This is a genomic window from Oceanobacillus saliphilus (genome assembly GCF_023522835.1).
In the GTDB taxonomy this organism is placed as follows: domain Bacteria; phylum Bacillota; class Bacilli; order Bacillales; family Amphibacillaceae; genus Oceanobacillus; species Oceanobacillus saliphilus.
In genome coordinates this window covers 1-23,934 of record NZ_JALCZU010000002.1, presented here as the reverse complement: position 1 = coordinate 23,934, position 23,934 = coordinate 1, and the positions used below count along the sequence as shown (strand labels likewise).

Below are 23,934 nucleotides of genomic sequence, written 5' to 3'. Positions count from 1 at the left end.
ATAATATGGCTTGGCAAAACCCTGAAAAGGATGAAATGAAGCGTGTTTTGGAATCTGCGAAAACAATTGCTGTAGTTGGCTTATCAGATAATCCTGATAAAACATCCTATCAGATATCCAAGGTTATGCAGCAAAGTGGTTATCGAATCATACCGGTTAATCCGACAGTTGATAAAGTACTGGGGGAGAAAGCATACCCAACCCTGAAAGATGTGCCTGATAAAATTGATATTATTAATGTTTTCAGAAGACCTGAGCATCTACCAGCTGTAGCAAGGGATGCTGTAGAAACAGATTGCAAGGTATTTTGGGCACAGCAGGGAATTTCAAATCAAGAAGCATATGATTATTTGAAAGAGCGAAATTTCACCGTGATTATGGACTCATGTATTAAAGTAGTGCATGCTGTACTTGTAAAATAACAACAACTTATTTTATAGGATGCAAGAAAAAGAATGCCGTAATGATGGCATTCTTTTTCGTGTCCTCTTCTGAAGAAATACCGTTTATTATTTGGAATTAAACTTTTACTTTTTCATAGTGAAATTGACAAATTAGGCTTGGTAGAATTAGGAGATTGGAGATACTCTGCTTAAGATTAAATGTTACGATTTTATCGCAATTGATATAAAATGTGATGTAACATACATCTATGCTAAATCTATCTGTAGGGATTGCCAATGGAAACAAGTTACTTCGTCAATCGCAGCCCGTATACACTGCGCTTTCCACGGGCGGCTGGTGAGCCCCTTCATGCTACGCATTTCAGTGTCTCACCGATGCCTTTCCTCCCGTTGGAGTCTCCGTGTATACGGGCTGCTGGTATGGGAGTTTTTCAATAACTATCAATGATTTGGGATAACTGTCCAAAACCCATAATTTTATAAAAAAGACATTTTTTTACGAAATTAGCTATATAGCCCTATTGCATATGAAATAATTAAAAGCAATCTTCTAACCAGCTCTGGGGAATAAACGGAGACTTCTGCGGGAGCAGAGGCATCGGTGAGACAGCGTAGCGCTTTAGCGCAAGTTGGCTCACCAGCCGCCCGCGAAAAGCGCAGTTTATTCCCCAGAGCGGTAGCCGAAGCTGCTTATCCTGCGTCACAGCTTATATCAAATCCAATGTTATTGAGTTACTTCGGAGTTCACAGAAAATGTGAGGTTTTTAAAGGTCAAAAATTATGAAAACCAGCCTTATTTTTGTCAAGATCTAAGTTTAACCGAGTTAAACGTTTGAACTTATTTTATTGGTGCGCGCAAGTTGAGTTTGGTACAAATAGTGCAAAAAGGCTTATATATTAATGTTTTTATGCAGATAATCGGCAATTATAGTATACTTAGTAACATATTCTGCGTTATTATGATTTTTGTATAAGCTTAGTTTAAACGGAAACTATCGATTTACAACAACGAACAATTGTTCTAATATATTAGATAGCTTATGATTTTGTTACGTTAGGGAAGGAGAAGATGATCTATTGGCTAATGAATATCAATATTCGGATGATTCCATCCAGGTACTGGAAGGCCTGGATGCTGTAAGAAAAAGGCCGGGTATGTATATAGGGAGCACGGATACCCGTGGTTTACACCATCTTGTCTTTGAAATAGTAGATAATGCTGTTGATGAAGCTTTGGCGGGCTATGGAAATGAGATAAAAGTAACGATACACAAAGACAACAGTATTTCTGTACAGGACAGTGGTCGTGGGATTCCGACAGGTATGCATAGTACGGGCAAACCAACAACTGAAGTTATCTTTACGGTGTTGCATGCAGGAGGGAAATTCGGACAAGGTGGCTATAAAACGAGTGGAGGACTTCACGGAGTTGGTTCCTCTGTTGTGAATGCTTTATCTGAATGGCTTGAAGTAACTATATACCGTGATGGTTTTACATATTATCAGCGCTTTGAAAATGGAGGAAATCCGGCTACAACGCTTGAAAAAAAAGGAGCAACACGAAAAAAAGGAACATTAATTCATTTTAAACCGGACGAAACCATTTTTTCGACGACGGTTTACAATTTTGAAACCATCTCAGAGCGTCTGCGCGAATCGGCATTTCTGTTAAAGGGTCTGAAAATAGAAATAATAGATGAACGAAATGATGAGAAGGAAATGTTTGAATTCCCTGATGGTCTTGAATCATTTATAGGTTATTTGAATGAAGAGAAGGATGTATTGCATCCAGTCGTTTCGTTTGAAGGGCAAATCCAAGGATTGGAAGTAGATTTTGCGTTTCAATTTAATGATGGATATGCAGAAAGTATGCTCTCTTTTGTAAACCACGTTCGTACAAAGGATGGTGGAACACATGAAATGGGTGCACGTTCTGCCATTACGAGAACGTTTAATGAGTATGCTAGGAGAATCGGGTTACTGAAGGAAAAAGATAAGAATCTGGAAGGCGCCGATATTCGTGAAGGATTAACAGCAATTGTATCTGTTAGAGTTCCTGAAGATAAGCTCCAATTTGAAGGACAGACAAAAGGGAAATTGGGAACTACTGAAGCTCGCTCTGTTGTCGATTCTGTTATTTCTGAGCATCTGAATTATTTCTTGGAAGAGAATCCCGATATATCTGGCATGCTTGTCAAAAAATCAATCAAAGCGAAGGAAGCACGGGAAGCAGCAAGAAAAGCGCGTGAGGATGCTAGGTCAGGCAAGAAGCGGAAAAGAAAAGATATACTGAGTGGAAAGCTTACACCTGCGCAATCGAAAAATCCTAAAAGAAATGAGCTTTATCTTGTAGAGGGTGATTCAGCCGGTGGTTCTGCAAAACAGGGAAGAGATCGTAAATTTCAGGCTGTACTTCCTTTGCGCGGTAAAGTAATAAATACAGAGAAGGCCAAATTACAGGACGTATTTAAGAATGAAGAGATTTCTACTATTATTCATACAATAGGTGCCGGTGTCGGTGGAGATTTTGATCTTGAAGACGTTCAGTACGATAAAATCATCATCATGACAGATGCCGATACAGATGGTGCGCATATCCAGGTTCTTCTGTTAACTTTCTTTTATCGTTACATGCGTTCCTTAGTGGAAACAGGAAAAGTATTTATCGCATTGCCACCGCTTTTTAAGATTTCAAAAGGGAAGGGCAAGACCGAGAAAATTGTTTACGCTTGGGATGAAGAAGAGATGAAAAAAGCTCTCAAAGAATTTAAAACTGGCTATACCATTCAGCGTTATAAAGGTTTAGGTGAAATGAATGCTGATCAGTTATGGGATACAACGATGAATCCAGAAACACGGACTCTAATTAGAGTGACTATAGATGATTTTGCAAGAGCAGATCGTCGGGTAACGACTTTAATGGGTGATAAAGTTGAGCCGAGAAGAAAATGGATAGAAGGGAATGTTAAATTCGGGCTGGAAGAGGATACGAACATACTGGAAAATGAAAAAATACAATCTGAAGAATAAAGCTTCTATTTTAATAACATAATGATGGAACAGCAACGATCCCAAAAGCATAATGAGATGGATATAAGTGAGGGGGGATTGATTTGTCACAAACAGAAAAGTTTTTAGATCTTCCATTGGAAGAAGTAATCGGTGACAGATTTGGGAGATACAGTAAATATATTATTCAGGATAGGGCGCTTCCCGATGCAAGGGATGGTCTGAAGCCTGTGCAGCGAAGAATTTTATATGCGATGCATGTAGAAAAGAATACATTTGACAAGCATTTCCGTAAGTCAGCTAAAACAGTTGGTGTAGTTATCGGTAATTACCATCCACATGGTGATTCTTCGGTATATGAGGCAATGGTTAGATTGAGTCAGGACTGGAAAGTAAGGAATGCATTAATTGAAATGCACGGGAATAACGGGAGTATGGATGGTGACCCACCGGCAGCAATGCGTTATACCGAAGCAAGGCTTTCCAAAATATCATCGGAACTATTACGCGATATTGATAAGGAAACGGTAGATTTTATTCCCAATTTCGATGAAACAACATCTGAGCCCGTCGTTTTACCTGCGAAATTTCCTAATTTACTTGTAAATGGATCAACAGGAATCTCTGCAGGTTACGCAACAGATATTCCACCGCATAATTTGGAGGAAGTAATTGATGCTGTAATCATGAAAATTGATAATCCGGAAGTTACCGTTCAGGATTTGATGAAAGTAATCAAAGGTCCTGATTTTCCCACGGGAGGAATTATTCAAGGTGTCGATGGAATTAAAAAAGCATATGAAACTGGACGTGGAAAAGTAATTGTCCGTGGGAAGGCTGAGATTGAAACATTGCGCAGTACCCGTGAGCAAATCGTGATCACTGAAATCCCATATGAGATCAATAAAGCTACCATGGTCAAAAAGATGGATGAGCTGCGTCTTGATCGTAAAGTCGAAGGCATTGCAGAAGTAAGGGACGAGTCAGACCGTACAGGATTGCGAGTTGTCGTTGAGCTAAAAAAAGAAGCTAACAGTGAAGGTGTCCTGAATTATCTGTATAAAAATACAGATTTGCAAATAACCTATCATTTCAATATGGTGGCCATACAGGACAAAACACCTAAACTTCTATCCCTCCCACAAATGCTTGATGCGTATATTAATCATCAAAAAGATGTTGTTACGAAACAGTCTAAATTTGATTTGGAGAAAGCTAAGAGTCGAGCACATATTGTCGAAGGCTTAATCAAAGCAATTTCAATCTTGGATGAATTGATTGCAACGATACGTGCATCGAAAGATAAAGCTGATGCAAAACAAAGAATTATTGCAGCATATAGTTTTACGGAAGCTCAGGCAGAAGCGATTGTTACCCTCCAATTATATAGATTAACAAATACAGACATTACACAATTGGAGAAAGAAGCGGCTGAACTGAGAAAGACAATTGACGAACTGGAAGCAATCCTTGGCAATGAGAAAAAACTGTTCCAGACAATTAAAAAGGATTTAAGACAAATTAAAAAGGCGTTCATCGAGCCACGACGCACGATGATTAAAGCTGAAATTGAAGAGTTGAAAATAAATATTGAAGTGACGGTTGCCAGTGAAGATGTACTTGTATCTATTACAAGAGACGGCTATATTAAACGTACAAGTCTCAGGTCCTATGGTGCCTCGAACGGTGAGAATCTCGCATTGAAGGAAAATGATTATCCGATTGGTTTACTAGAAGTCAATACGACTGATAAGCTGTTGCTTTTCACCAATAAAGGTAAATATATCGTTTCTTCAGTGCATGAACTACCAGATATTCGCTGGAAAGATAATGGTATGCATGTCTCTAACATTGTTCAGCTTGAAAAGGATGAACATTTAATCCAATGCATTCCGGTGCGTGACTTTAAAGATACAACAGATTACTTACTGTTCTTCACGAAAAATGGCATGGTTAAACGAAGTGAATTCAAGCTGTATGATGCCCATCGACGTTCAAAAGCATTAATTGCCCTTAATTTGAAAAATGATGACCAGGTCGTAAATGTTTGTCAAACGAATGGGAATTCAGATGTGTTTATTGCATCCAATAAAGGTTTCGGGCTATGGTACCATGAGAGTGAGATTAACGTAGTTGGTCAACGCGCAGCAGGTGTAAAAGCGATATTGTTAAAAGATGATGAATATGTTGTAAACGGACAGGTTTTTGATGATTTATCAGAGCCTTCACTTGCCGTCGTTACACAGCGTGGTGCCTGTAAACGGATGAAATTACAGGAGTTTGAAAAAACATCCCGTGCAAAACGAGGCCTCGTTATGTTAAGGGAACTAAAAAGTAAACCACATCAAATTAGAGGATTCTTTGTACTTAATGAGAATGACACAATATGTTTCCAAACTGCCAATGGCGATACACATCGTTTATTTCCTTTGGAACTTTCCAGCAGTGACAGATACAGTAATGGCTCATTTATTATTGATAGTGATACCCATGGGGAAGTTACTGAAGTATGGAAGGAAGCCAAATACAGGAAACCATTCAGTGAACTTTAATATAAAATAGGAGAGGGTTATTATAGTAACGGGTTCCGTTATCTATCGCAAACATTAAAAATGTAACATAAAATGACTACTAAATTGTATATCAATTTGTAGTCATTTTTTTATGGATATAAAGCTATTTTGGTAAATTACCTATGTGTATTAATAGTGTTAATTTATCTAATTCGTACATATGATACGGGGACAGTGACCTTGGCACGTTATGAGTCGGGTAGCAACAAAAACAACTAGTAACATTGACCAAACAGCTATAGCAGCCTTTTAAACTAAGATAAACATAGGTTTTAATATATATAGGCGTTCTTAAGATGTTATAACCCGATATATGCCGTTATATGGGGTTAGGTAATAGATAAAGGTAGTGATATACTATTATAGTTATTCGTTTTTAAAAAGGACAATGGGCCGGTCCCGTGTCCAACAAAGTAATGGAAGGAAGTTGATATTTATGAGATCTGGTGAAGTTGCAGATCGCAGAGTTACAAAAGAGATTAGTGATGATTACTCACTAGAAAAAGTCCCTCGTGACAAAAGGAATATGAGTTGGTTAAGTGTTACAAATATTACTTTTGGTATAGCTACGGCAATTTTTTATTTGCAAATGGGCAGTGTCATGGCGCTACAATTCGGTGCTATTAATGCAATCATTTCAGCTGTTTATGCTATTATTGTTGCTGGTATATTGGGAACAACTATTGCATATTTATCCGCTAAAGCCGGTATGAATGTAAATTTATTATCGAGAGGTGGTGGATTTGGTTATATCGGTGCCTCATTAACATCTTTAATCTACGCATCAAACTTTATCATGTATTGTGCCTTTGAAGGTATGATATTGGTTGCTGCAGTCAATGCATTTTTCCCCGCTGTCCCAATTTGGATATGGATTGTATTCTTCGGAACAATCATTATACCTCTCAATTGGTTTGGAATTAAACAATTAGATAAATTACAAAAATGGACACTACCGGTCTTCGGTATTTTTTTAATTGCAGCTATAGTGGTGACATTGAATACGCCATCTGTTTATGGAGGCAGTTTCTGGACATATATGCCAGAGGGTGTACAAATTGGTGGAACAGCTTTACTGCTTTGCATCGGTATGCAGCATGGCATCATGGGTCTGACAGCATTAATCGCTTCAGACTATGCTAGATATCTTAAACCAGAAGACATCAAAATAGGTTCCGTAGTAATCGGATTTATCCCTCAAATATTCTGTTTTGGTGTTATGGGTGGTCTTGGGATCTGGTTTGGAGTTCGTTTAGGGGAAGGAAATCCAGGTATCTACATAGTATTTCTATTAGGTCTTGGAGGAGCCCTCTTTACAATGCTCACACAAGTAAGAATTAACATTACAAATATCTACAGCAGTTCTTTATCCCTATCCAACTTTTTTGAGAATGCCTTTAATTTTAAACCGGGAAGACGCTTTTGGGTCGTCGTTTCAGGTATCCTGGCAATCATCTTAATGCTTGGTGGTATTGTAGATCATTTAGGTGCTATGATGACATTTCAAGGTGTCTTTCTACTAGCATGGGCAGCAATATTAGTAGCAGATGCTTTAGTTGTGAAAAAATGGATGAAAATCGGTCCGGCTTATTATGAAGATAAACAAGAGAAATTGTTTAAATGGAATCCGGTTGGCGTTCTACCATTAGTCCTTGCGAGTGGATTGGGAACATTCGCTGCATTAGGTTATATGGGAGAATTTCTACAAAGTACTGCAGCATTCTTTGCAGCATTTCTTGCAGCGATACTAACTATCATTACTGCAAAAATAACCAATGGAAAATACTATCTTAAACAAGAAGCAGAGGCCAGAAAAGAACATACTGCATAATGATTATCACGCAGAGCACAAGCTTTCCAATATTGGAGAGTTTGTGCTTTTTTATTTTAAATAATAAATGAGCGTTGCCTAGAAACTCACGTAATAAGCCGTGGGACATCCCAAGCGTGAAAATCATAAGCTTTCATAGTCCCTTTAATGAAGCGTACGTTTCTACGCAGTCACCTTCGCTTTTGAACGTTAGCGCAAGTGAAACACCTTATTTTTGGGGTTAAGGCACCTGTGTTTTTTTATCTAATTTTTAAAAATATAAAAGACTTTATTTATTCAGATTAATATGGTAATGTGAAAGTAAATTTAACGAAGGAGGGTTTCCGACGGACTTACGAAAAAAAATTATTCAGTCGTCTTTGCTTTTATTTGAAAAACATGGCTTTCACGGTGTTTCCGTGAATCAGATTATTGAGGACGCTGGCACCTCCAAAGGGGGTTTTTATCATCATTTCACCTCTAAGGATGAATTACTATTTGTTATTCATGATACGTTCATAACACATGTGCTGGAGAAAGCAACCGCTGCAAATAAATTGTATCAGTCACCAACGAAAAGGCTCCAGGCAATTGTAAAGGATTTTGTTAGCGTATTTGATCTTTATAAAGCTCATCTTTCAGTTTTTTATCAGGAGAGCATTTATTTGAAACCACAACATGAAGTGGTTGTTAAAGAAAAGCGTCATCAATTTAAACAAATCATTAAACAGGCAATCAGGGATGGGAAAGACTCTGGGGAATTTCGCGAAACTCTTTCAGTCGATATAACCACAATGGCTATTTTGGGTATGGTTAACTGGACATATAAATGGTATCAAAAATCTGGGATCAACACGATTGAAGAGATTGGAGATATGTTTGTTGATTTAATACTGCATGCAGTGCTCAAGCCAGATCTTAGCTTCATGAACGAGGAATTGCTTTTAAAATGACCATTCTTCTCGATGCTTGCAAAAAAATGATGTTCCGAATAAGACGGACCAACTAGTCGGTCTCAACTAAACTATGGGAGGAATACAATGAATTTTGAATTAACGAAAGAACAGTCGATGGTTAAAAAAATGGTTCGTGATTTTGCAGAAGAGGTCATCAGGCCAAGAGCAATTGAAATCGATATAAAAGCTGAATTTCCTGTAGATATCTTTGATCAAATGGGAGAACTTGGGTTAATGGGCATACCATTTCCTGAGGAATTTGGTGGATCGGGTGGAGATACGTTATCTTATGCCCTGGCTGTGGAAGAAATCGGACGTGTTTGCGGAAGTACGGGGTTGAGCTATGCTGCTGCGGTTTCTCTAGGAGTAAGTCCGGTGAATTCCTTTGGTACGCAAGAACAAAAAGAAACATTTCTGAAACCGCTTACTCAAGGGAAAATGCTTGGTTCCTTTGGTTTAACAGAACCAAATGCCGGATCAGACTCAGGTGGAACAAAGACAACTGCGGTAGTCGATGGGGATGATTACGTGATAAACGGTGAAAAATGTTTTATCACAAATGCAAGTTTTGCAAAAATCGTCATTGTAACGGCTGTTACTGGTAAAAGTGACAAGGGTAAAAACCTGATATCTTCCATTATCGTACCAACCGATACAGAAGGGATCAAAATAACGAGTAACTACGATAAGATGGGTGTACGTGGCTCGGACACTGGAGAGATTGTACTTAACAATGTTCGGGTTCCAAGAAAAAATGTATTAGGCGAAGAGCATAAAGGTCATAAACAGTTTCTTTATACATTGGATGGAGGCAGAATCTCTATTGCAGCTTTAGGTTTGGGAATTGCTCAAGCTTCGCTGGAAAAAGCATTGGAATATGCAAAGCAGCGAAAGCAGTTTGGAAGAACCATTTCGTCCTTTCAGGCAATCCAATTCAAACTTGCGGATATGGCAATGGAAGTGGAACTTGCCAGGAATATGGTCCATAAAGCGGCTTGGTTGAAAGATCAAGGAAAGCCATTTGGTAAAGAAGCGGCATATGCAAAGCTGTTTGCTACGGAAACGGCATTTCGCTCAGCTAACCAAGCAATTCAAATCCATGGTGGTTACGGTTACATGCGTGAGTATGAAGTGGAAAGATATTTAAGGGATGCAAAACTATTGGAAATCGGCGAAGGAACGTCTGAAATTCAAAGACTTGTGATTGCTAGAGAACTAGGCTGCCAGTGAAAATGAACAAGGAGGAAATTCATGTCACTTTTAACGCTAACAGTTGGTGAATTGCTGGAGGAACAGGTTAAGTTAAATCCCAATCATGAAGCATTTGTCTATCCGGAGTTGAATTTACGAAAAACGTATCAGGAATTTGATGAATTGGTTGATCAGGCAGCGAAGGGGTTCATGTCCTTAGGTATTGAAAAAGGGGAAAATGTTGCAATATGGGCTGATAATAAACCCCAATGGTTAATCAGTCAATTTGCAACTGGAAAAATGGGCGCTATTCTTGTAACGGTAAATACCAATTACATGGCGAATGAATTGGAATACCTGTTAAAACAATCGGAAGCAACTACGATTATTATGGCGGAAAACGTTAAAGGTACTTCTTACATCGATATATTAAAAAAAGTTTGTCCAGAACTGGAAACTTCTCCAAAGGGGGCTTTAGTCTCCGGATCATTACCTAATTTAAAAAATGTAATCGTTATCAGTGAGGAAAATTATCCGTATGCTTATAACTGGAATGAGGTAATTAATAATGGAAATACTGTCAGCTCTGAAGATTTAGTCAGGCGGAAACAGTCATTACATCATCATGATGTCATCAATATGCAATATACATCAGGAACTACTGGTTTTCCAAAAGGCGTTATGCTGACACACTACAATATTGTAAATAACGGGAAACAGATTGCTGATTGCATGAAGTTGTCCTATGAAGATAGATTATGCATCCCTGTTCCATTTTTTCATTGCTTTGGCTGTGTATTAGGTGTGCTGGCTGCCGTTTCCCAAGGAACGACAATGGTAATTCTAGAACAATTCAATGCGGAAAAGGTTTTGCAGGCTGTAGCGGATGAAAAATGTACGGCACTTCATGGAGTTCCGACAATGTTTATTGCTGAGTTAAATCATCCGCGTCTGGATGAGTTTGATTTATCGCATTTACGAACTGGTATTATGGCTGGCTCCACTTGTCCAATGGAAGTGATGACAAGCGTCATGAATAAAATGGGTGTTGTCGAAATTACTATTGCTTATGGACAGACAGAATCTTCTCCGGTTATCACACAAACGAAAACAGATGATCCGATTGAATTAAAGGTGAGTACAGTCGGAAAGCCCCTTCCTCATGTGGAAGTGAAAATCGTCATTCCGGGAACGAATGAAGAACAGAAAACAGGAATCCCCGGTGAATTACTTACCCGTGGTTATCATGTCATGAAGGGTTATTATAACAACCTTGAAGCAACGAATAAAGCAATTGATGAAGCTGGCTGGCTTCATACGGGAGATATAGCAGTCATGTTTGAAAACGGATATTTGGAAATAACAGGAAGGATTAAGGATATGATCATCCGTGGCGGTGAAAATATTTATCCACGGGAACTTGAAGAATTTATATACCAGCACCCGGATGTACTCGATGTTCAGGTAGTGGGTATACCTAATTATAAATTTGGGGAAGAAGTTATGGCCTGGATCATTTTAAAAGAAAATAAACAAACCACAGCAGAGGATATAAGAGCTTTCTGTGAAGGGAATATATCAAGACATAAAATACCGAAGTATATTGAGTTTATTGATGAATACCCTATGACGGCGAGTGGGAAAATCCAGAAATTCAAACTGAAAGAAATGGCATCTCAACAATTTCATTTATAGGAGAGAGTTTATGATTAAGAAAATTCTTATTGCAAACCGGGGAGAGATCGCTGCCCGGATTATTCGTACATGCAAACGAATGAACATTGATACTGTTGCCATATATTCAGAAGCCGATGAGGGCTCACCATATGTTTCGATGGCGGATGAAAGCTTCTTAATTGGTCCACCAAGGGTAAATGAAAGTTATTTAAATATGGATAAAATTTTTGAAGTCGCAAAAGAAGCGAAGGTGGATGCGATTCACCCTGGTTATGGTTTTCTGAGTGAGAATGATCAATTTGCTAAGATTTGTACCGAAATGGGTATTGTTTTTATCGGACCAAGCAGCAATGTGATGAAACAGATGGGCAGTAAGATTTTGGCGAGAAAATCTATGGAACAAGCAGGGTTGCCAGTCGTTCCTGGAACAGACGGCGCTGTATCAACCGCAGATGATGCCTTAGCAGCTGCTGAGGAAATCGGTTATCCAATTATGCTGAAAGCTTCAGCTGGAGGTGGAGGCATCGGGATGCAGGTTGTCTATTCGGATGCTGAGTTAGTGAAAGCGTTTGATAGTAATTCAAAAAGAGCCTTAACCTTTTTTGGTGATGGGTCGATGTTCCTGGAAAAGAAAATTGAAAACGCTCGTCATATCGAATTACAGATTTTGGCTGACCACCATGGGAACGCGATTCATTTGTTTGAACGTGAATGTTCCATCCAGCGACGTAACCAAAAGGTCATTGAGGAAGCACCCTCCACGTTCATAACAGAGGAAACTCGTAAATCGATGGGAGATGCAGCGGTCCGGGCAGTAAAAATGCTAGGTTACACGAATGCAGGTACGATTGAATTTCTCGTAGATGAGCAGGAAAATTATTACTTTCTTGAAATGAATACAAGAATTCAAGTGGAACATCCCATCACGGAAGAAATTACTGGGATTGACCTTGTCGAACAGCAAATAACGATTGCAAATGGAAAGGAATTAAGCTTGAACCAGGAAAATCTCGTCATTGATGGGCATGCAATAGAGGCTCGGATTTACGCTGAAGATCCTGTTTCTTTCTTTCCATCGCCAGGACGTATTTCTCTTTTCGTATTGCCTGAAGGCCAGGACATCCGTAATGAAACTGCAGTAAAAGAAGACTATCTTGTTACTCCTTTCTATGACCCTATGATTGGCAAGCTGATTGTAAAAGGAAATACGAGAGACGATGCAATTGCTTTATTGAAGCATGCACTCTCAGATTACAAAGTAGAAGGTATTAAAACAAATATCCCGATGCTATTAAATATAGTGGATCACGAACAGTTTCTCTCTGGCAACACAACAACTGGATTTGTCGAGACTTATTATTTAACTCAATTTAATAAATAGTATGGAGGTATTATTATGGAAGAAGTAAAAGCAAGTATGGCAGGAAGTGTTTGGAAAATAGTTGCTAATCAAGGTGATTCTGTGGAAGAAGGTCAGGATATTGTAATACTTGAATCGATGAAAATGGAAATTCCGATTCCAGCAGAAGCGGCAGGTACAGTAAAGGAATTAAAAGTGGCTGAAGGTGATTTTGTGAATGAAGGCGATATTATCGCAATTGTAGAATAATTCCCTTTTAATAGAAGTCGCTTTAGTTATAATTAACGTTCACCAACATTCAGTAGGGGGAGAGAGTTACCCCCTACTGGATGAAGTGTCACTTTAAAAGGAGGCAATCATGACGGAACAGATAACGTTGGATATTAAGGATGAACATATAGCTATCATTACGCTCAATCGTCCAGAAGCAGCTAATGCATTATCAAAAACCATGCTGGATGAATTAAATGAGGTCATTCGCAAAATTAATGGGGATAGTTCCTTGTATTGTACGATCATCACTGCTGCAGGTAAGAAGGTATTTTGTGCTGGAGCTGATCTAAAGGAACGCAGGGGAATGTCAGAACAACAGGTAATCGATACGGTACGCTACATAGGAGAGACAATGACAGCAATAGAAGAGATGAAAATGCCGGTGATCGCAGCTATTAATGGATCCGCTTTTGGCGGTGGATTGGAATTGGCATTGGCATGTGACCTAAGGATTGCAGCAGAGGATGTAAAACTTGGGTTAACGGAAGCATCGCTGGCAATCATTCCTGGTGCTGGAGGAACCCAGCGTTTACCACGTTTAATAGGGTTAGGTCACGCAAAACGGTTAATCTTTACAGCAAAACCGATCCATTCACAGGAAGCACTTTCGATTGGCTTAGTGGAGCAGTCAGTAGATGGAGATGATTTACAGGCTGAAGCATATTATTTGGCAAAAACGATAGCAGCCAATGGTCCGATTGCTTTGATGCAAGCGAAGAAAGCGATTAACGCAGGTATGCTGACGGACCTTTCAACAGGGCTGGAGCTAGAGCATTTACACTATAAAGAGACGCTTCCTACATCTGACAGAATCGAAGGGTTACAAGCTTTTAAAGAAAAAAGGAAACCTGTCTACAAAGGGAAATAGACCATGAAGGAGGATGAGAAATGTCAAATCTTGAAGAACTAGAGGAAAGAATCCGTAAAATAGAAAAAGGGGGGAAGGAAAAATATCATAAGAGTAATGAAGAGAAAGGGAAACTGTTTGTGCGGAAAAGGTTGGATTTGTTATTTGATGAGGCAATGGACATTGAAGACGCTTTTTTTGCCAATTGCATGGAAGATGAACTCCCCTCGGATGGTGTAGTTACTGGAATCGGTAAAATTAATGGCCAGGACGTTTGTGTGATGGCTAATGATTCAACCGTTAAAGCGGGATCATGGGGTAAACGTACGGTAGAAAAGATTTTGCGGATTCAGGAAACAGCTGAAAAAATGGAACTGCCGATGATCTATCTCGTTGATTCCGCTGGAGCAAGAATTACCGATCAAATCGAGATGTTTCCAGGCAGAAGGGGCGCGGGCAGAATTTTCCATAATCAGATAAAATTATCCGGACGTGTACCCCAGGTGTGTCTGCTATTTGGTCCTTCTGCTGCAGGAGGTGCCTATATCCCTGCATTCTGTGATGTAGTTGTCATGGTCGATGGAAATGCATCCATGTATTTGGGATCACCTAGGATGGCTGAAAAGGTAATTGGCGAAAAGGTTACACTCGAAGAAATGGGTGGTGCGAATATGCATTGCACGGTTTCAGGCGTTGGAGATGTATTAGTGAAATCAGAGGAAGAGGCAATTCATTACGCCCAAAGATATTTGAGTTATTTTCCGCCCAATTTCAGATTAAAGCCAAAAGCAATGGAGGCAAAGGGCGTGAAACCCTTTGAAAAGTCAATTTCTGATATTATTCCTAAAAACCAAAATGCCCCATTCAATATGTACGACCTAATTGATCAAACGATTGATGAAGGAAGTTTTTGTGAAATTAAAAAGAAGTTCGCACCCGAATTAATTACCGGGCTTGCGAGAATGGAAGGCAATTCAGTCGGTATCATTGCAAATCAACCTCGGGTAAAGGGGGGTGTCTTGTTTACAGATTCTGCAGATAAAGCCGCCAAATTTATTCAATTATGTGATGCTTTCAATATTCCACTACTATTTCTTACAGATGTTCCAGGATTTATGATTGGTACAAAAGTGGAGCGCCAGGGAATTATTAGACACGGAGCCAAAATGCTTTTTGCAATGAGTGAAGTTACCGTGCCAAAGATTTCGGTAATTGTCCGCAAAGCCTATGGTGCAGGACTTTATGCCATGTCAGGACCAGCGTTTGATCCGGATTGCTGTCTTGCCTTTCCCAATGCCCAAATTGCAGTGATGGGACCAGAAGCGGCAGTAAATGCAGTGGAAGCAAACAAAATTGCTCAATTACCTGAAGAGGAACGGGTGGGTTACATTAAACAGAAACAAGATGAATATAAAGAAAATATTGATGTTTATCGACTGGCATCCGAAATGGTGATTGATGCTGTTATTGATCCAAATAGTTTAAGAGAAGAACTAATCAAACGTTTATCCATATATGCAGCTAAAAATATTACGTTTACGGAACGAAAACACGGTGTATACCCGGTATAGAACAAAAGCGCGGGGCGCCCGTTTAGGGACGTACAGACTGCGCCCCGTACTTTGGGGTGGTTCAACTTGTTGAACATTCCTACGCAGGAGATAAAGGAAACACGGTGAGGGACGAACCGATGTTGACTTATCGTGTCATGAGGTATGGGAAGTCTGATAGTCCCTGGTCCGCTTGCGCTAGACGTAGCCGTTCCGATAATAAAATTATCCACAACCGAAAAAATCTATAATTTCCTAGACAAGACCGATAGAATGGCAGATTCTCGATTGCCATTCTATTTAATTTACTATAATTATATTATGTAAACTAATAGCCGTATTCATTATCTTTTCATTATGACTTGTCTGAAATCGTTTTTAGAAAACTTGGTTGTCACCAAGCCTTTTCGGTGACAGCCTTAGTTGCACTTATGCAAGTAAGAAAGTTTTATACTTTCCTACTTGCCAAAATAGGTGGAAAACAACACTTTATTTCCGTATAATAGATTTAAAATTGGGATGTGGGAAAGGAACTGAATATCATGATCGTACAGGAAAGGATGCAAACTGTTCATTCAGACCATCTTGCCGCGATTTATAGGCAAATAAAAGATAATGGCGACAGGGCAAACGCCGTTAAGATTGTGGATATATTTGAAAAGATGGAGAAGCAGGAATTAATCATTAGTTTTGCCGGACATTTTTCTGCCGGTAAATCCTCGATGATCAACACATTATTGGGCAAAGAAATTTTACCGAAAAGCCCCATACCTACAAGTGCAAATGTCGTGAAAATAAATTCCGGTGAAGGTGTTGCACGGGTGTATTTTACGAGTGAACAGCCGGTAGAATATAAGGAACCCTACGATATCGATATGATTAAGGAATACTCCAAAGATAAAGAAGCGATTAAAAAGATTGAAATCAGCACAGGGGAACAAATTATTCCTGTAGGATGTGCAATTATCGATACTCCTGGAATTGATGCGGCGGATGATGCGGATCGGATTATGACGGAAGCATCGTTACACCTTGCAGATGTACTGCTTTATATAATGGATTATAACCATGTACAATCCGAAGTTAATCTGCAGTTTTTAAAATCCATTCAGGAAAAAAGGCTCCCCTATTATGTCGTAATTAATCAAATTGATAAGCATGATGAGCGAGAGCTAACTTTCGAAGCTTTTCAAAACAATATTAAACAAACGTTTGATCAATGGGATTTAAAGCCGGAAGATATCTACTATAGTTCTTTGGTGGATGCATCCGCAGCTCATAATCAAATTGACAAAATCAAGCAAAAATTGTCTGTCATCATGGGAAATCGTGAACAGTTTTTCAATACCGTCGAGTCAGTCAACCAAGTTATGGAAGATCATAAGTATTTTCTTCAAAACACATATGAGACGATGAAGCGTGATTTGTTCCATGATCAAGGACAAATTACTTTCTCAGACCCTAGTGAATTGGAAATGACAAAAAAGTTAGTTTCACGTTTGGAAAATGAACCAATCCAATTTGAAAATGATTACATGGGGGAATTGCAGCAAACCCTTAATAATGCTTATTTAATGCCGGCCAGTCTTAGAGATAAAGCTAAACTTTACCTGGAATCCCAGCAACCAGATTTTAAGATAGGGCTGTTTGCTTCCAGGAAAAAAACGATGGAAGAAAAAAATACAAGGGCATACGATTTTCTTTCTGCCTTAACGGAAAACATACATGCATCCATTCAATGGAAGCTACGTGATAAATTGAATATCCTTTTAAAAAAGTATGTTGTAAATGATTCAGCCCTTCAAAGCAAGGTAAATGAATTGCAAATCACCTATGACCTAGAGCATGTAGAGAAGCTGATTAAACCAGGTGCAAAAATGAATGGTGATTACGTTTTGAATTATACAAACGATGTTTCGGCAGATGTAAAAAGTAAATTCAAGCAGAATGCAAGAACAATTTTAAATTTAGTTAAGGAATCGATAAAGAAAAGAAATAAAGCGGATAAAGATAAATACCTTCATAGAGTTGCTGAATTAAAAAAAGAAAGAGATGTAGAGAAGGAACTAATTAGGATAGAGGATGAAGAGAAACAAGCTTATGAACAGTTGGATAGCCAATTAATCGACCCGAAAGTTGACGCGTCCTTATTGGAGCTTATAAGGAACGAACTGAAAAACAAGCCGAGGCCGGTAAGGCTGGAAAGCAAGCCATTGGAACACACTGTTTTTTCAAAACAGCAAGAGCAAATAACCAAACAGCCTGAGCTTAAACGTTCTAACCAAACATCATCAGCTAATAGTGTATTGAAAAGCATTGATTTAACGATAAATCTGATTAAAGAGTTACCAGGATTTGAATCTTTGCTAAACGATTTAAAACAAAAAGAATATCGCTTAAAGAACCGTTCCTATACGATTGCCTTATTTGGAGCCTTCAGTGCAGGTAAATCCTCTTTTGCCAATGCATTAATGGGAGAGAAAGTATTGCCGGTTTCCCCAAATCCAACAACGGCAACGGTTAACCGTATTCGCCCAGTCGACGAAGAAAACAGGCATGGATCAGTTGTCGTAACATTAAAGAGCGAAGCGTCGTTATTTAATGATTTACGGATGATTACAAAGAAACTGGAGCCAAAAGCAATTACTTTTAACGAAATGATGGAATGGTTACAATCCAATCGAATTGATAAGCATGACAAGCTAAATAAAATGTTCCAGTCTTATTTACACGCAATGATTGCAGGTTATGGGGAAATGAAGCGTTACATAGGTAATCGAATTACAATAACGTTAGAAGAATTTGAAAACTATGTGACGGATGAAAAGAAAGCATGCTATTTTGAATCCATTGATCTTTATTATGACTCCGAATTGACAAGGCAAGGTATTACGCTCGTGGATACCCCTGGTGCGGATTCAGTTAATGCAAGACATACAAATGTTGCATTTGATTACATTAAACATGCAGATGCAATTTTGTATGTCACCTATTACAACCATGCATTATCCCGTGCCGATAAAGATTTTCTGATGCAGCTTGGTCGTGTCAAGGAAGCATTTCAACTGGATAAAATGTTTTTTATTGTGAATGCAGCAGATTTGGCTCAGGACGAAGCTGAATTGAAGTTAGTAACTGATTATGTACAGGAACAATTACAGCAATTAGGGATACGACTTCCAAGGCTTTATCCAGTATCAAGTAAATCTTCATTAGCAGAAAAAATACAGAAAAAGCCTATCAACAGCCAAATGCATCGATTGGAGTCTGATTTTTACCAGTTTATTCATCATGACCTGGCTGCATTGACAATAGACTCAGCCATATGGGATATGAAAAGGACCCGTCATGCAGTAGATAACTACATTCAATCAATGACAATGGATAATGATGAAAAACAACATAGGAAACAGGATCTTTCGGCAAAAATAGAAAGACTATCTCAGGAAATCAACACGATTTCAACCGATGGACATAAAGAGCAAATCATCCAGAAAGTCGAAAAACAGTTATTCTATGTCATGGAAAGATTATCTATCCGCTATCATGATATGTTCAAGGAAATGTTCAACCCGACAACAATCACAGAGCCGGGAAGGAAAGGACATATGCAACTTAGAACTAGCTTGGACAACCTTTTAGAATACATTGGCTATGAGCTGCATCAGGAACTGCAGGCTGTTTCATTAAGGGTCGAAGCGTCTATTCAATCTCAGCTCAAAGAGGTGCATCAAATTCTGGCTGAAAAAAGTACAAAAACAGATCAGTTATTCGAAATGCCTGAAATGGATCCAGTTAAAATGGAAACCCCTGATTATAGGCAAGGATTGGATTCAGCCGATTTGAACGAATTTGACCGGATTCTTTCTAAATATAAAGGAACAAAAGCATTTTTTGAGAAAAATGAAAAGGAATTTATGAAAGAAGAGATGTATGCTATAATAGAAACTTATGCTAAACAGTATGTTCACGTCAACAAGTCAATTATGTTACATGCATATATGGAACAATGGGATGAGCATGTTGATCAACTAATAAAGCAAGTCGAACAAAATATTGACTTGCAAATGAATAATTATCTAGAGGTTCTCGTTTCGACGGTCGATCTATCCTTGTTGATGCAAAAGCAGGAACAGTTAGGTGACATTATAAAGCAGTATGATATAGAGGAAGTGTATTAAATGAAGAAAAATAATGTACTATTGGTAGATGGAATGGCATTATTGTTCCGAGGTTTCTTTGCAACATCTTTTCGAGGTAATTTTATGATCACAAGCAAAGGGATACCAACAAACGGTGTCTATCAATTTATGAGATACTTCCTGGATGCAGTCGATACTTTTGAACCGACCCATGTAGTATGTTGCTGGGATATGGGGAGCAAAACTTTCCGTACACAGATGTACGCGGGCTACAAAGCAAACAGGGATGCTCCGCCAGTGGAACTGGTTCCTCAATTTGATTTAATAAAAGAAGTAGTGGAAGCATTTAACATGCCTAATATCGGTTTGGAAAATTTCGAGGCTGATGATTGTATCGGGACGCTCGCTAATAGCTATCGTGAAGAGAATGATGTCACGATACTTACTGGAGATCAGGATATATTACAACTGGTTGATGAGAAAATACGTGTTGCCATCATGAGAAAAGGTCAAGGTAATTACGAAGTGTTCGATCATGATAACTTTTATGAAAAGAAAGGGATATATCCAACACAGGTGATAGACTTAAAAGGTCTGATGGGAGACTCTTCCGATAACTATCCTGGAGTTAAAGGGATAGGAGAGAAGACAGCACTAAAACTCCTGCAGGAATATGAAACCATTGATAATCTTTTGGATAATATCGATCATTTGCCAAAAGGTGTTCAAACGAAAATCAGCAATAATTTGGATATGCTGCATCTATCAAGGTCTCTAGCTCGAATTAAATGTGATGTGCCGGTCAGTTGTGAGCTAGATCAAGCACTATGGAAATATGACAAAGCAACTGTCACTTCGAAATTTGAGGAATTGGAATTTAAAAATTTGGCTAAATTAATATAGTTACCATATAAAAATTCCCTGTAAATCATCTACAGGGAATTTTTACTGCGTTTAGTACTTTTGTATAGGGGGTGTGGGTATATACATATACGGGTATAATTGGCAATTGGAAAATTGCGAGTTTGCAACGTCCGAAAAGCAAATGTATAATTTTTGTATAGGTATATATTTTATTGAGAACGAACGGTATTCTTAAATTAGGGGAGGCGTGGATGTTGAACAGGGTATTTGTATATGGAACATTGCGAACGAATGAAGGGAATCATAAGTATTTGGAAGGCGCCAAGTGTTTGCGAGGTCAAGCGTGGATATACGGGGAGTTATTCGATACAAACAAAGGTTATCCAGTAATGAAAGAAAGCAATACAGAAAAGGTTTGTGGCGAACTGTTTGAAGTTACTGATCGACAATTAGCTGCAATCGATCGATTGGAAGGATATCGCGGGGAGGCTTCAGACAATCTGTATGAAAGAAAAAGGGTAACTGTTTTTGATGATTCAGGTTCTGTAATGGAAGCGTTCACTTATGTTGCAGGCAAATCTCAGGATGGGTCGACAGATGTGATTCCGTTTGGGGATTGGAAAGTTTATCGGTATTTGCGACAAGGTGAAATCTACTATTTTGCTTATGGATCATGTATGGACAATAGGAGATTTAAACTTGCTAAGGTAGATCATTATTTTTGTAATAATATAGGTAGCGGAAAATTAGCCGAATATGGTTTCCGTTTCAGCAGGAGTACAAAGGATGGTGGAAAGGCAGATATTATTGTATCTTCGGATGAACATGTAGAAGGTGTAATCTACCGGGTTCCTATGGAGGCTGTTGATTACTTGTATGAACGAGAAGGGGTTTATGTACAGGCCTATCGTCCGTTGATTGTTTCTGTAAGTACCAATGAGGGCAAAGTCATAGACGCGCTGACGTTTATGGGAGTGACCAAAAGTGATGAAACAAAGCCAACGGTTATATATGCCGGTGAAATCTTAACAGGTGCAAAGAAGTTTTTGAGTACATCTTATATAGAAGGGCTGCAAAAGAAAATCGACCTATTAATGTAACCTTCTTATGGAAGGGAGACTTAAAATCTTGGTAAAGACAGGGAGAAATGTCTATAATGATTTTTATAGGAAAAGGAATTATTCATTGCTATACAGGAGGAGAATAAATGTACTTCCCGTCTAAGAAAGATAAATGGATAACCGTTATTGTGTGGGTAATTCCTCTGTTGGGTGTTATCGCGCCTTTAGTAAAAGGTGAATTTACAGCTGCGTTCATTATGTTACTTTTGGGTTTATTTTTACTCTGGTTTTGGTTTAAGACCGGTTATAAAATAGACGGAGATAAAATCAGGATTTTTTATGGTCCGATAAGACAAACTGTACATATTAAGGAAATAGAAGTTATCGTTAAGTCGAAAGCTCCTTTAACTGCGCCCGCGCTTTCGATGGATCGCATTCAAATCAGATGTGGAAGATACGATGTCTTCTCGATTTCTCCTGAAGATCAACAGAAGTTTCTGGATATGCTAACAGACATCAATCCGGAAATATCGCTGGATACGAGACTGGATCCAAATAAATGATGGAAGGTAGGTTCTTTATGAGAGTAGTGCAGGATATTACCGAGCTTGTCGGTAATACACCGTTAGTAAAAATAAATAAAGTTGTTCCTGAAGGTGCAGCAGACATATATATTAAAATGGAAATGTTTAATCCAAGTAAGAGTGTGAAAGACCGTGCAGCGTATAATATGATTCGGGTAGCAGAGGAAGAAGGATTACTAAAACCTGGAGACACAATAATAGAACCTACGAGTGGAAATACTGGTATTGGTCTTGCTATGATAGCTGCGGCGAAAGGTTACAAAGCTATCTTAGTGATGCCCGATAATAGCACAATGGAGCGAAGAAACATCCTGAAAGCTTATGGTGCGGAAATTGTGTTAACACCAAGTGAAGAGAAAATGCCGGGTTCCATAAAGAAGGCTCTGGAATTGCAAGAAGAAATTCCAGGAAGTTTTATACCGCAACAATTTGAGAATAGTGCAAACCCTGATATCCATAGAACTACCACTGCCTTGGAAATTATCGAACAGACGAATGGCAACTTGGATGCTTTTGTGTGTACTGCTGGAACTGGTGGTACTGTAACAGGGACTGGCGAAACATTAAAAGAAAAAATTCCAGGAATTTATGTGGCGGTTGTAGAGCCAAAGGGTTCTCCTGTTTTGTCAGGAGGTAAACCCGGCAAACATAAACTGGTTGGTACCAGTCCTGGATTCGTGCCGGACATATTGAATACAGATGTATATGATGAAATCATTCAGATCAGTGATGAGGACGCAATTGGTCTATTAAGGAAACTTACCCGTGAGGAAGGGATTTTTTTGGGTCCATCCGGTGCTGCTGTGGTATATGCTGCGATTGAAGTGGCTAAAAAGCTTGGGCGAGGCAAGAAAGTAGTTTGTATTGCTCCTGATACTGGGGAGCGATATTTAAGTATGAATCTTTTTGATGAAGTATAACAAAAAATGTTGTTGAGTTAGCCTGATTGCGATATAACTCGACGTGAAGTGGCCAGCACACATCCCTAGTAATGTGTGCTGGCTTTTATTGATAGTTGTATTTACGCGGGGTCTTAGATTAGTATAATTTACCAGTGAAATTGCATTGACTTTTTAGTGGTGAGAGAGTAATATATTAATTCCCGCTAGACGTTACCTTGCATTTAAAAAGGCGGCTGTCGTGGGAGCTAATTATAGTATGTGGTTCTATATGGGCTGCTACAATAATAGCAGCTAAAAAAAGTTGTTGACATTTAGATTGATAATTGATATGATATAAAAGTTGTCGAAAAAATAAGTTGAATCTACTTAAAAGTTTTCGTTGACATTCAATATCGAAATATGGTATATTAATAAAGTCGCCAATTTGATAAACGGCTAACGAATTTGCTCTTTGAAAACTGAACAAAACAACCAGTATGTCAGAAAGAAAACACTGTTTTCTTTCGAAACAAGTAACAAACAGAAGCTAGTCTTCTGACTAAGCTAATTCAAACACTTTTATGGAGAGTTTGATCTTGGCTCAGGACGAACGCTGGCGGCGTGCCTAATACATGCAAGTCGAGCGCGGGAAGCTTTTCTAATCTCTTCGGAGTGAAGAAAAGTGGAACGAGCGGCGGACGGGTGAGTAACACGTGGGCAACCTGCCTGTAAGATTGGGATAACTCGCGGAA

Annotated in this window: 16 protein-coding genes and 1 rRNA gene; all 17 read left to right on the top strand. The window is 38.8% G+C overall.

Going from position 1 to position 23,934, the window contains the following annotated elements; genetic code table 11:
* The first annotated feature begins 5 nt into the window (after positions 1 to 5).
* Entirely contained in the window at positions 6 to 422 is a 417-nt protein-coding gene (locus MN204_RS03190) for a CoA-binding protein (RefSeq protein ID WP_249869645.1), read from the top strand.
* 1,059 nt (positions 423 to 1,481) lie between these two features.
* Positions 1,482 to 3,434: a DNA topoisomerase IV subunit B gene (gene parE / locus MN204_RS03185; RefSeq protein WP_249869644.1), complete on the top strand. Its 1,953-nt coding sequence runs from the start codon at positions 1,482 to 1,484 to the stop codon at positions 3,432 to 3,434.
* An 83-nt stretch (positions 3,435 to 3,517) separates the two neighbouring features.
* On the top strand, positions 3,518 to 5,965 hold the full coding sequence (gene parC, locus MN204_RS03180; RefSeq protein WP_249869643.1) for a DNA topoisomerase IV subunit A: 2,448 nt from the start codon (positions 3,518 to 3,520) through the stop codon (positions 5,963 to 5,965).
* Positions 5,966 to 6,422: 457 nt separating this feature from the next.
* The gene (locus tag MN204_RS03175) at positions 6,423 to 7,817 is read left to right on the top strand and encodes a purine-cytosine permease family protein (protein ID WP_249869642.1); all 1,395 of its coding nucleotides are present in this window, start codon (positions 6,423 to 6,425) and stop codon (positions 7,815 to 7,817) included.
* Between the two features lie 398 nt (positions 7,818 to 8,215).
* A complete protein-coding gene (locus tag MN204_RS03170) occupies positions 8,216 to 8,749 on the top strand; it encodes a TetR/AcrR family transcriptional regulator (protein ID WP_249869641.1) in 534 nt (177 codons plus the stop codon).
* A gap of 87 nt (positions 8,750 to 8,836) precedes the next feature.
* Positions 8,837 to 9,982: an acyl-CoA dehydrogenase family protein gene (locus MN204_RS03165; protein ID WP_249869640.1), complete on the top strand. Its 1,146-nt coding sequence runs from the start codon at positions 8,837 to 8,839 to the stop codon at positions 9,980 to 9,982.
* A gap of 21 nt (positions 9,983 to 10,003) precedes the next feature.
* Positions 10,004 to 11,638, top strand: coding sequence for an AMP-binding protein (locus MN204_RS03160; RefSeq protein WP_249869639.1), 1,635 nt, complete (start codon positions 10,004 to 10,006; stop codon positions 11,636 to 11,638).
* A 10-nt stretch (positions 11,639 to 11,648) separates the two neighbouring features.
* Positions 11,649 to 13,001, top strand: a complete 1,353-nt coding sequence (locus MN204_RS03155; protein ID WP_249869638.1) for an acetyl-CoA carboxylase biotin carboxylase subunit — start codon at positions 11,649 to 11,651, stop codon at positions 12,999 to 13,001.
* 15 nt (positions 13,002 to 13,016) lie between these two features.
* Positions 13,017 to 13,229 (top strand): acetyl-CoA carboxylase biotin carboxyl carrier protein subunit, encoded by a 213-nt coding sequence (locus MN204_RS03150; RefSeq protein WP_249869637.1) that lies wholly within the window; start codon positions 13,017 to 13,019, stop codon positions 13,227 to 13,229.
* Positions 13,230 to 13,338: 109 nt separating this feature from the next.
* Positions 13,339 to 14,121, top strand: a complete 783-nt coding sequence (locus tag MN204_RS03145; protein ID WP_249869636.1) for an enoyl-CoA hydratase — start codon at positions 13,339 to 13,341, stop codon at positions 14,119 to 14,121.
* A gap of 20 nt (positions 14,122 to 14,141) precedes the next feature.
* A complete protein-coding gene (locus tag MN204_RS03140; protein WP_249869635.1) occupies positions 14,142 to 15,671 on the top strand; it encodes an acyl-CoA carboxylase subunit beta in 1,530 nt (509 codons plus the stop codon).
* A gap of 521 nt (positions 15,672 to 16,192) precedes the next feature.
* Complete coding sequence (locus MN204_RS03135; RefSeq protein WP_249869634.1) at positions 16,193 to 19,831, top strand: dynamin family protein; 3,639 nt, start codon at positions 16,193 to 16,195, stop codon at positions 19,829 to 19,831.
* Positions 19,832 to 20,695 carry a 5'-3' exonuclease gene (locus MN204_RS03130; RefSeq protein ID WP_249869633.1) on the top strand — a complete coding sequence of 288 codons (864 nt, stop codon included), beginning with the start codon at positions 19,832 to 19,834 and terminating at the stop codon, positions 20,693 to 20,695.
* A gap of 215 nt (positions 20,696 to 20,910) precedes the next feature.
* Complete coding sequence (locus MN204_RS03125) at positions 20,911 to 21,756, top strand: gamma-glutamylcyclotransferase family protein (protein WP_249869632.1); 846 nt, start codon at positions 20,911 to 20,913, stop codon at positions 21,754 to 21,756.
* Positions 21,757 to 21,863: 107 nt separating this feature from the next.
* On the top strand, positions 21,864 to 22,280 hold the full coding sequence (locus MN204_RS03120) for a PH domain-containing protein (protein WP_249869631.1): 417 nt from the start codon (positions 21,864 to 21,866) through the stop codon (positions 22,278 to 22,280).
* A gap of 17 nt (positions 22,281 to 22,297) precedes the next feature.
* On the top strand, positions 22,298 to 23,221 hold the full coding sequence (gene cysK, locus MN204_RS03115; RefSeq protein ID WP_249869630.1) for a cysteine synthase A: 924 nt from the start codon (positions 22,298 to 22,300) through the stop codon (positions 23,219 to 23,221).
* A 539-nt stretch (positions 23,222 to 23,760) separates the two neighbouring features.
* A 16S ribosomal RNA gene (locus MN204_RS03110) occupies positions 23,761 to 23,934 on the top strand; the annotation flags it as partial.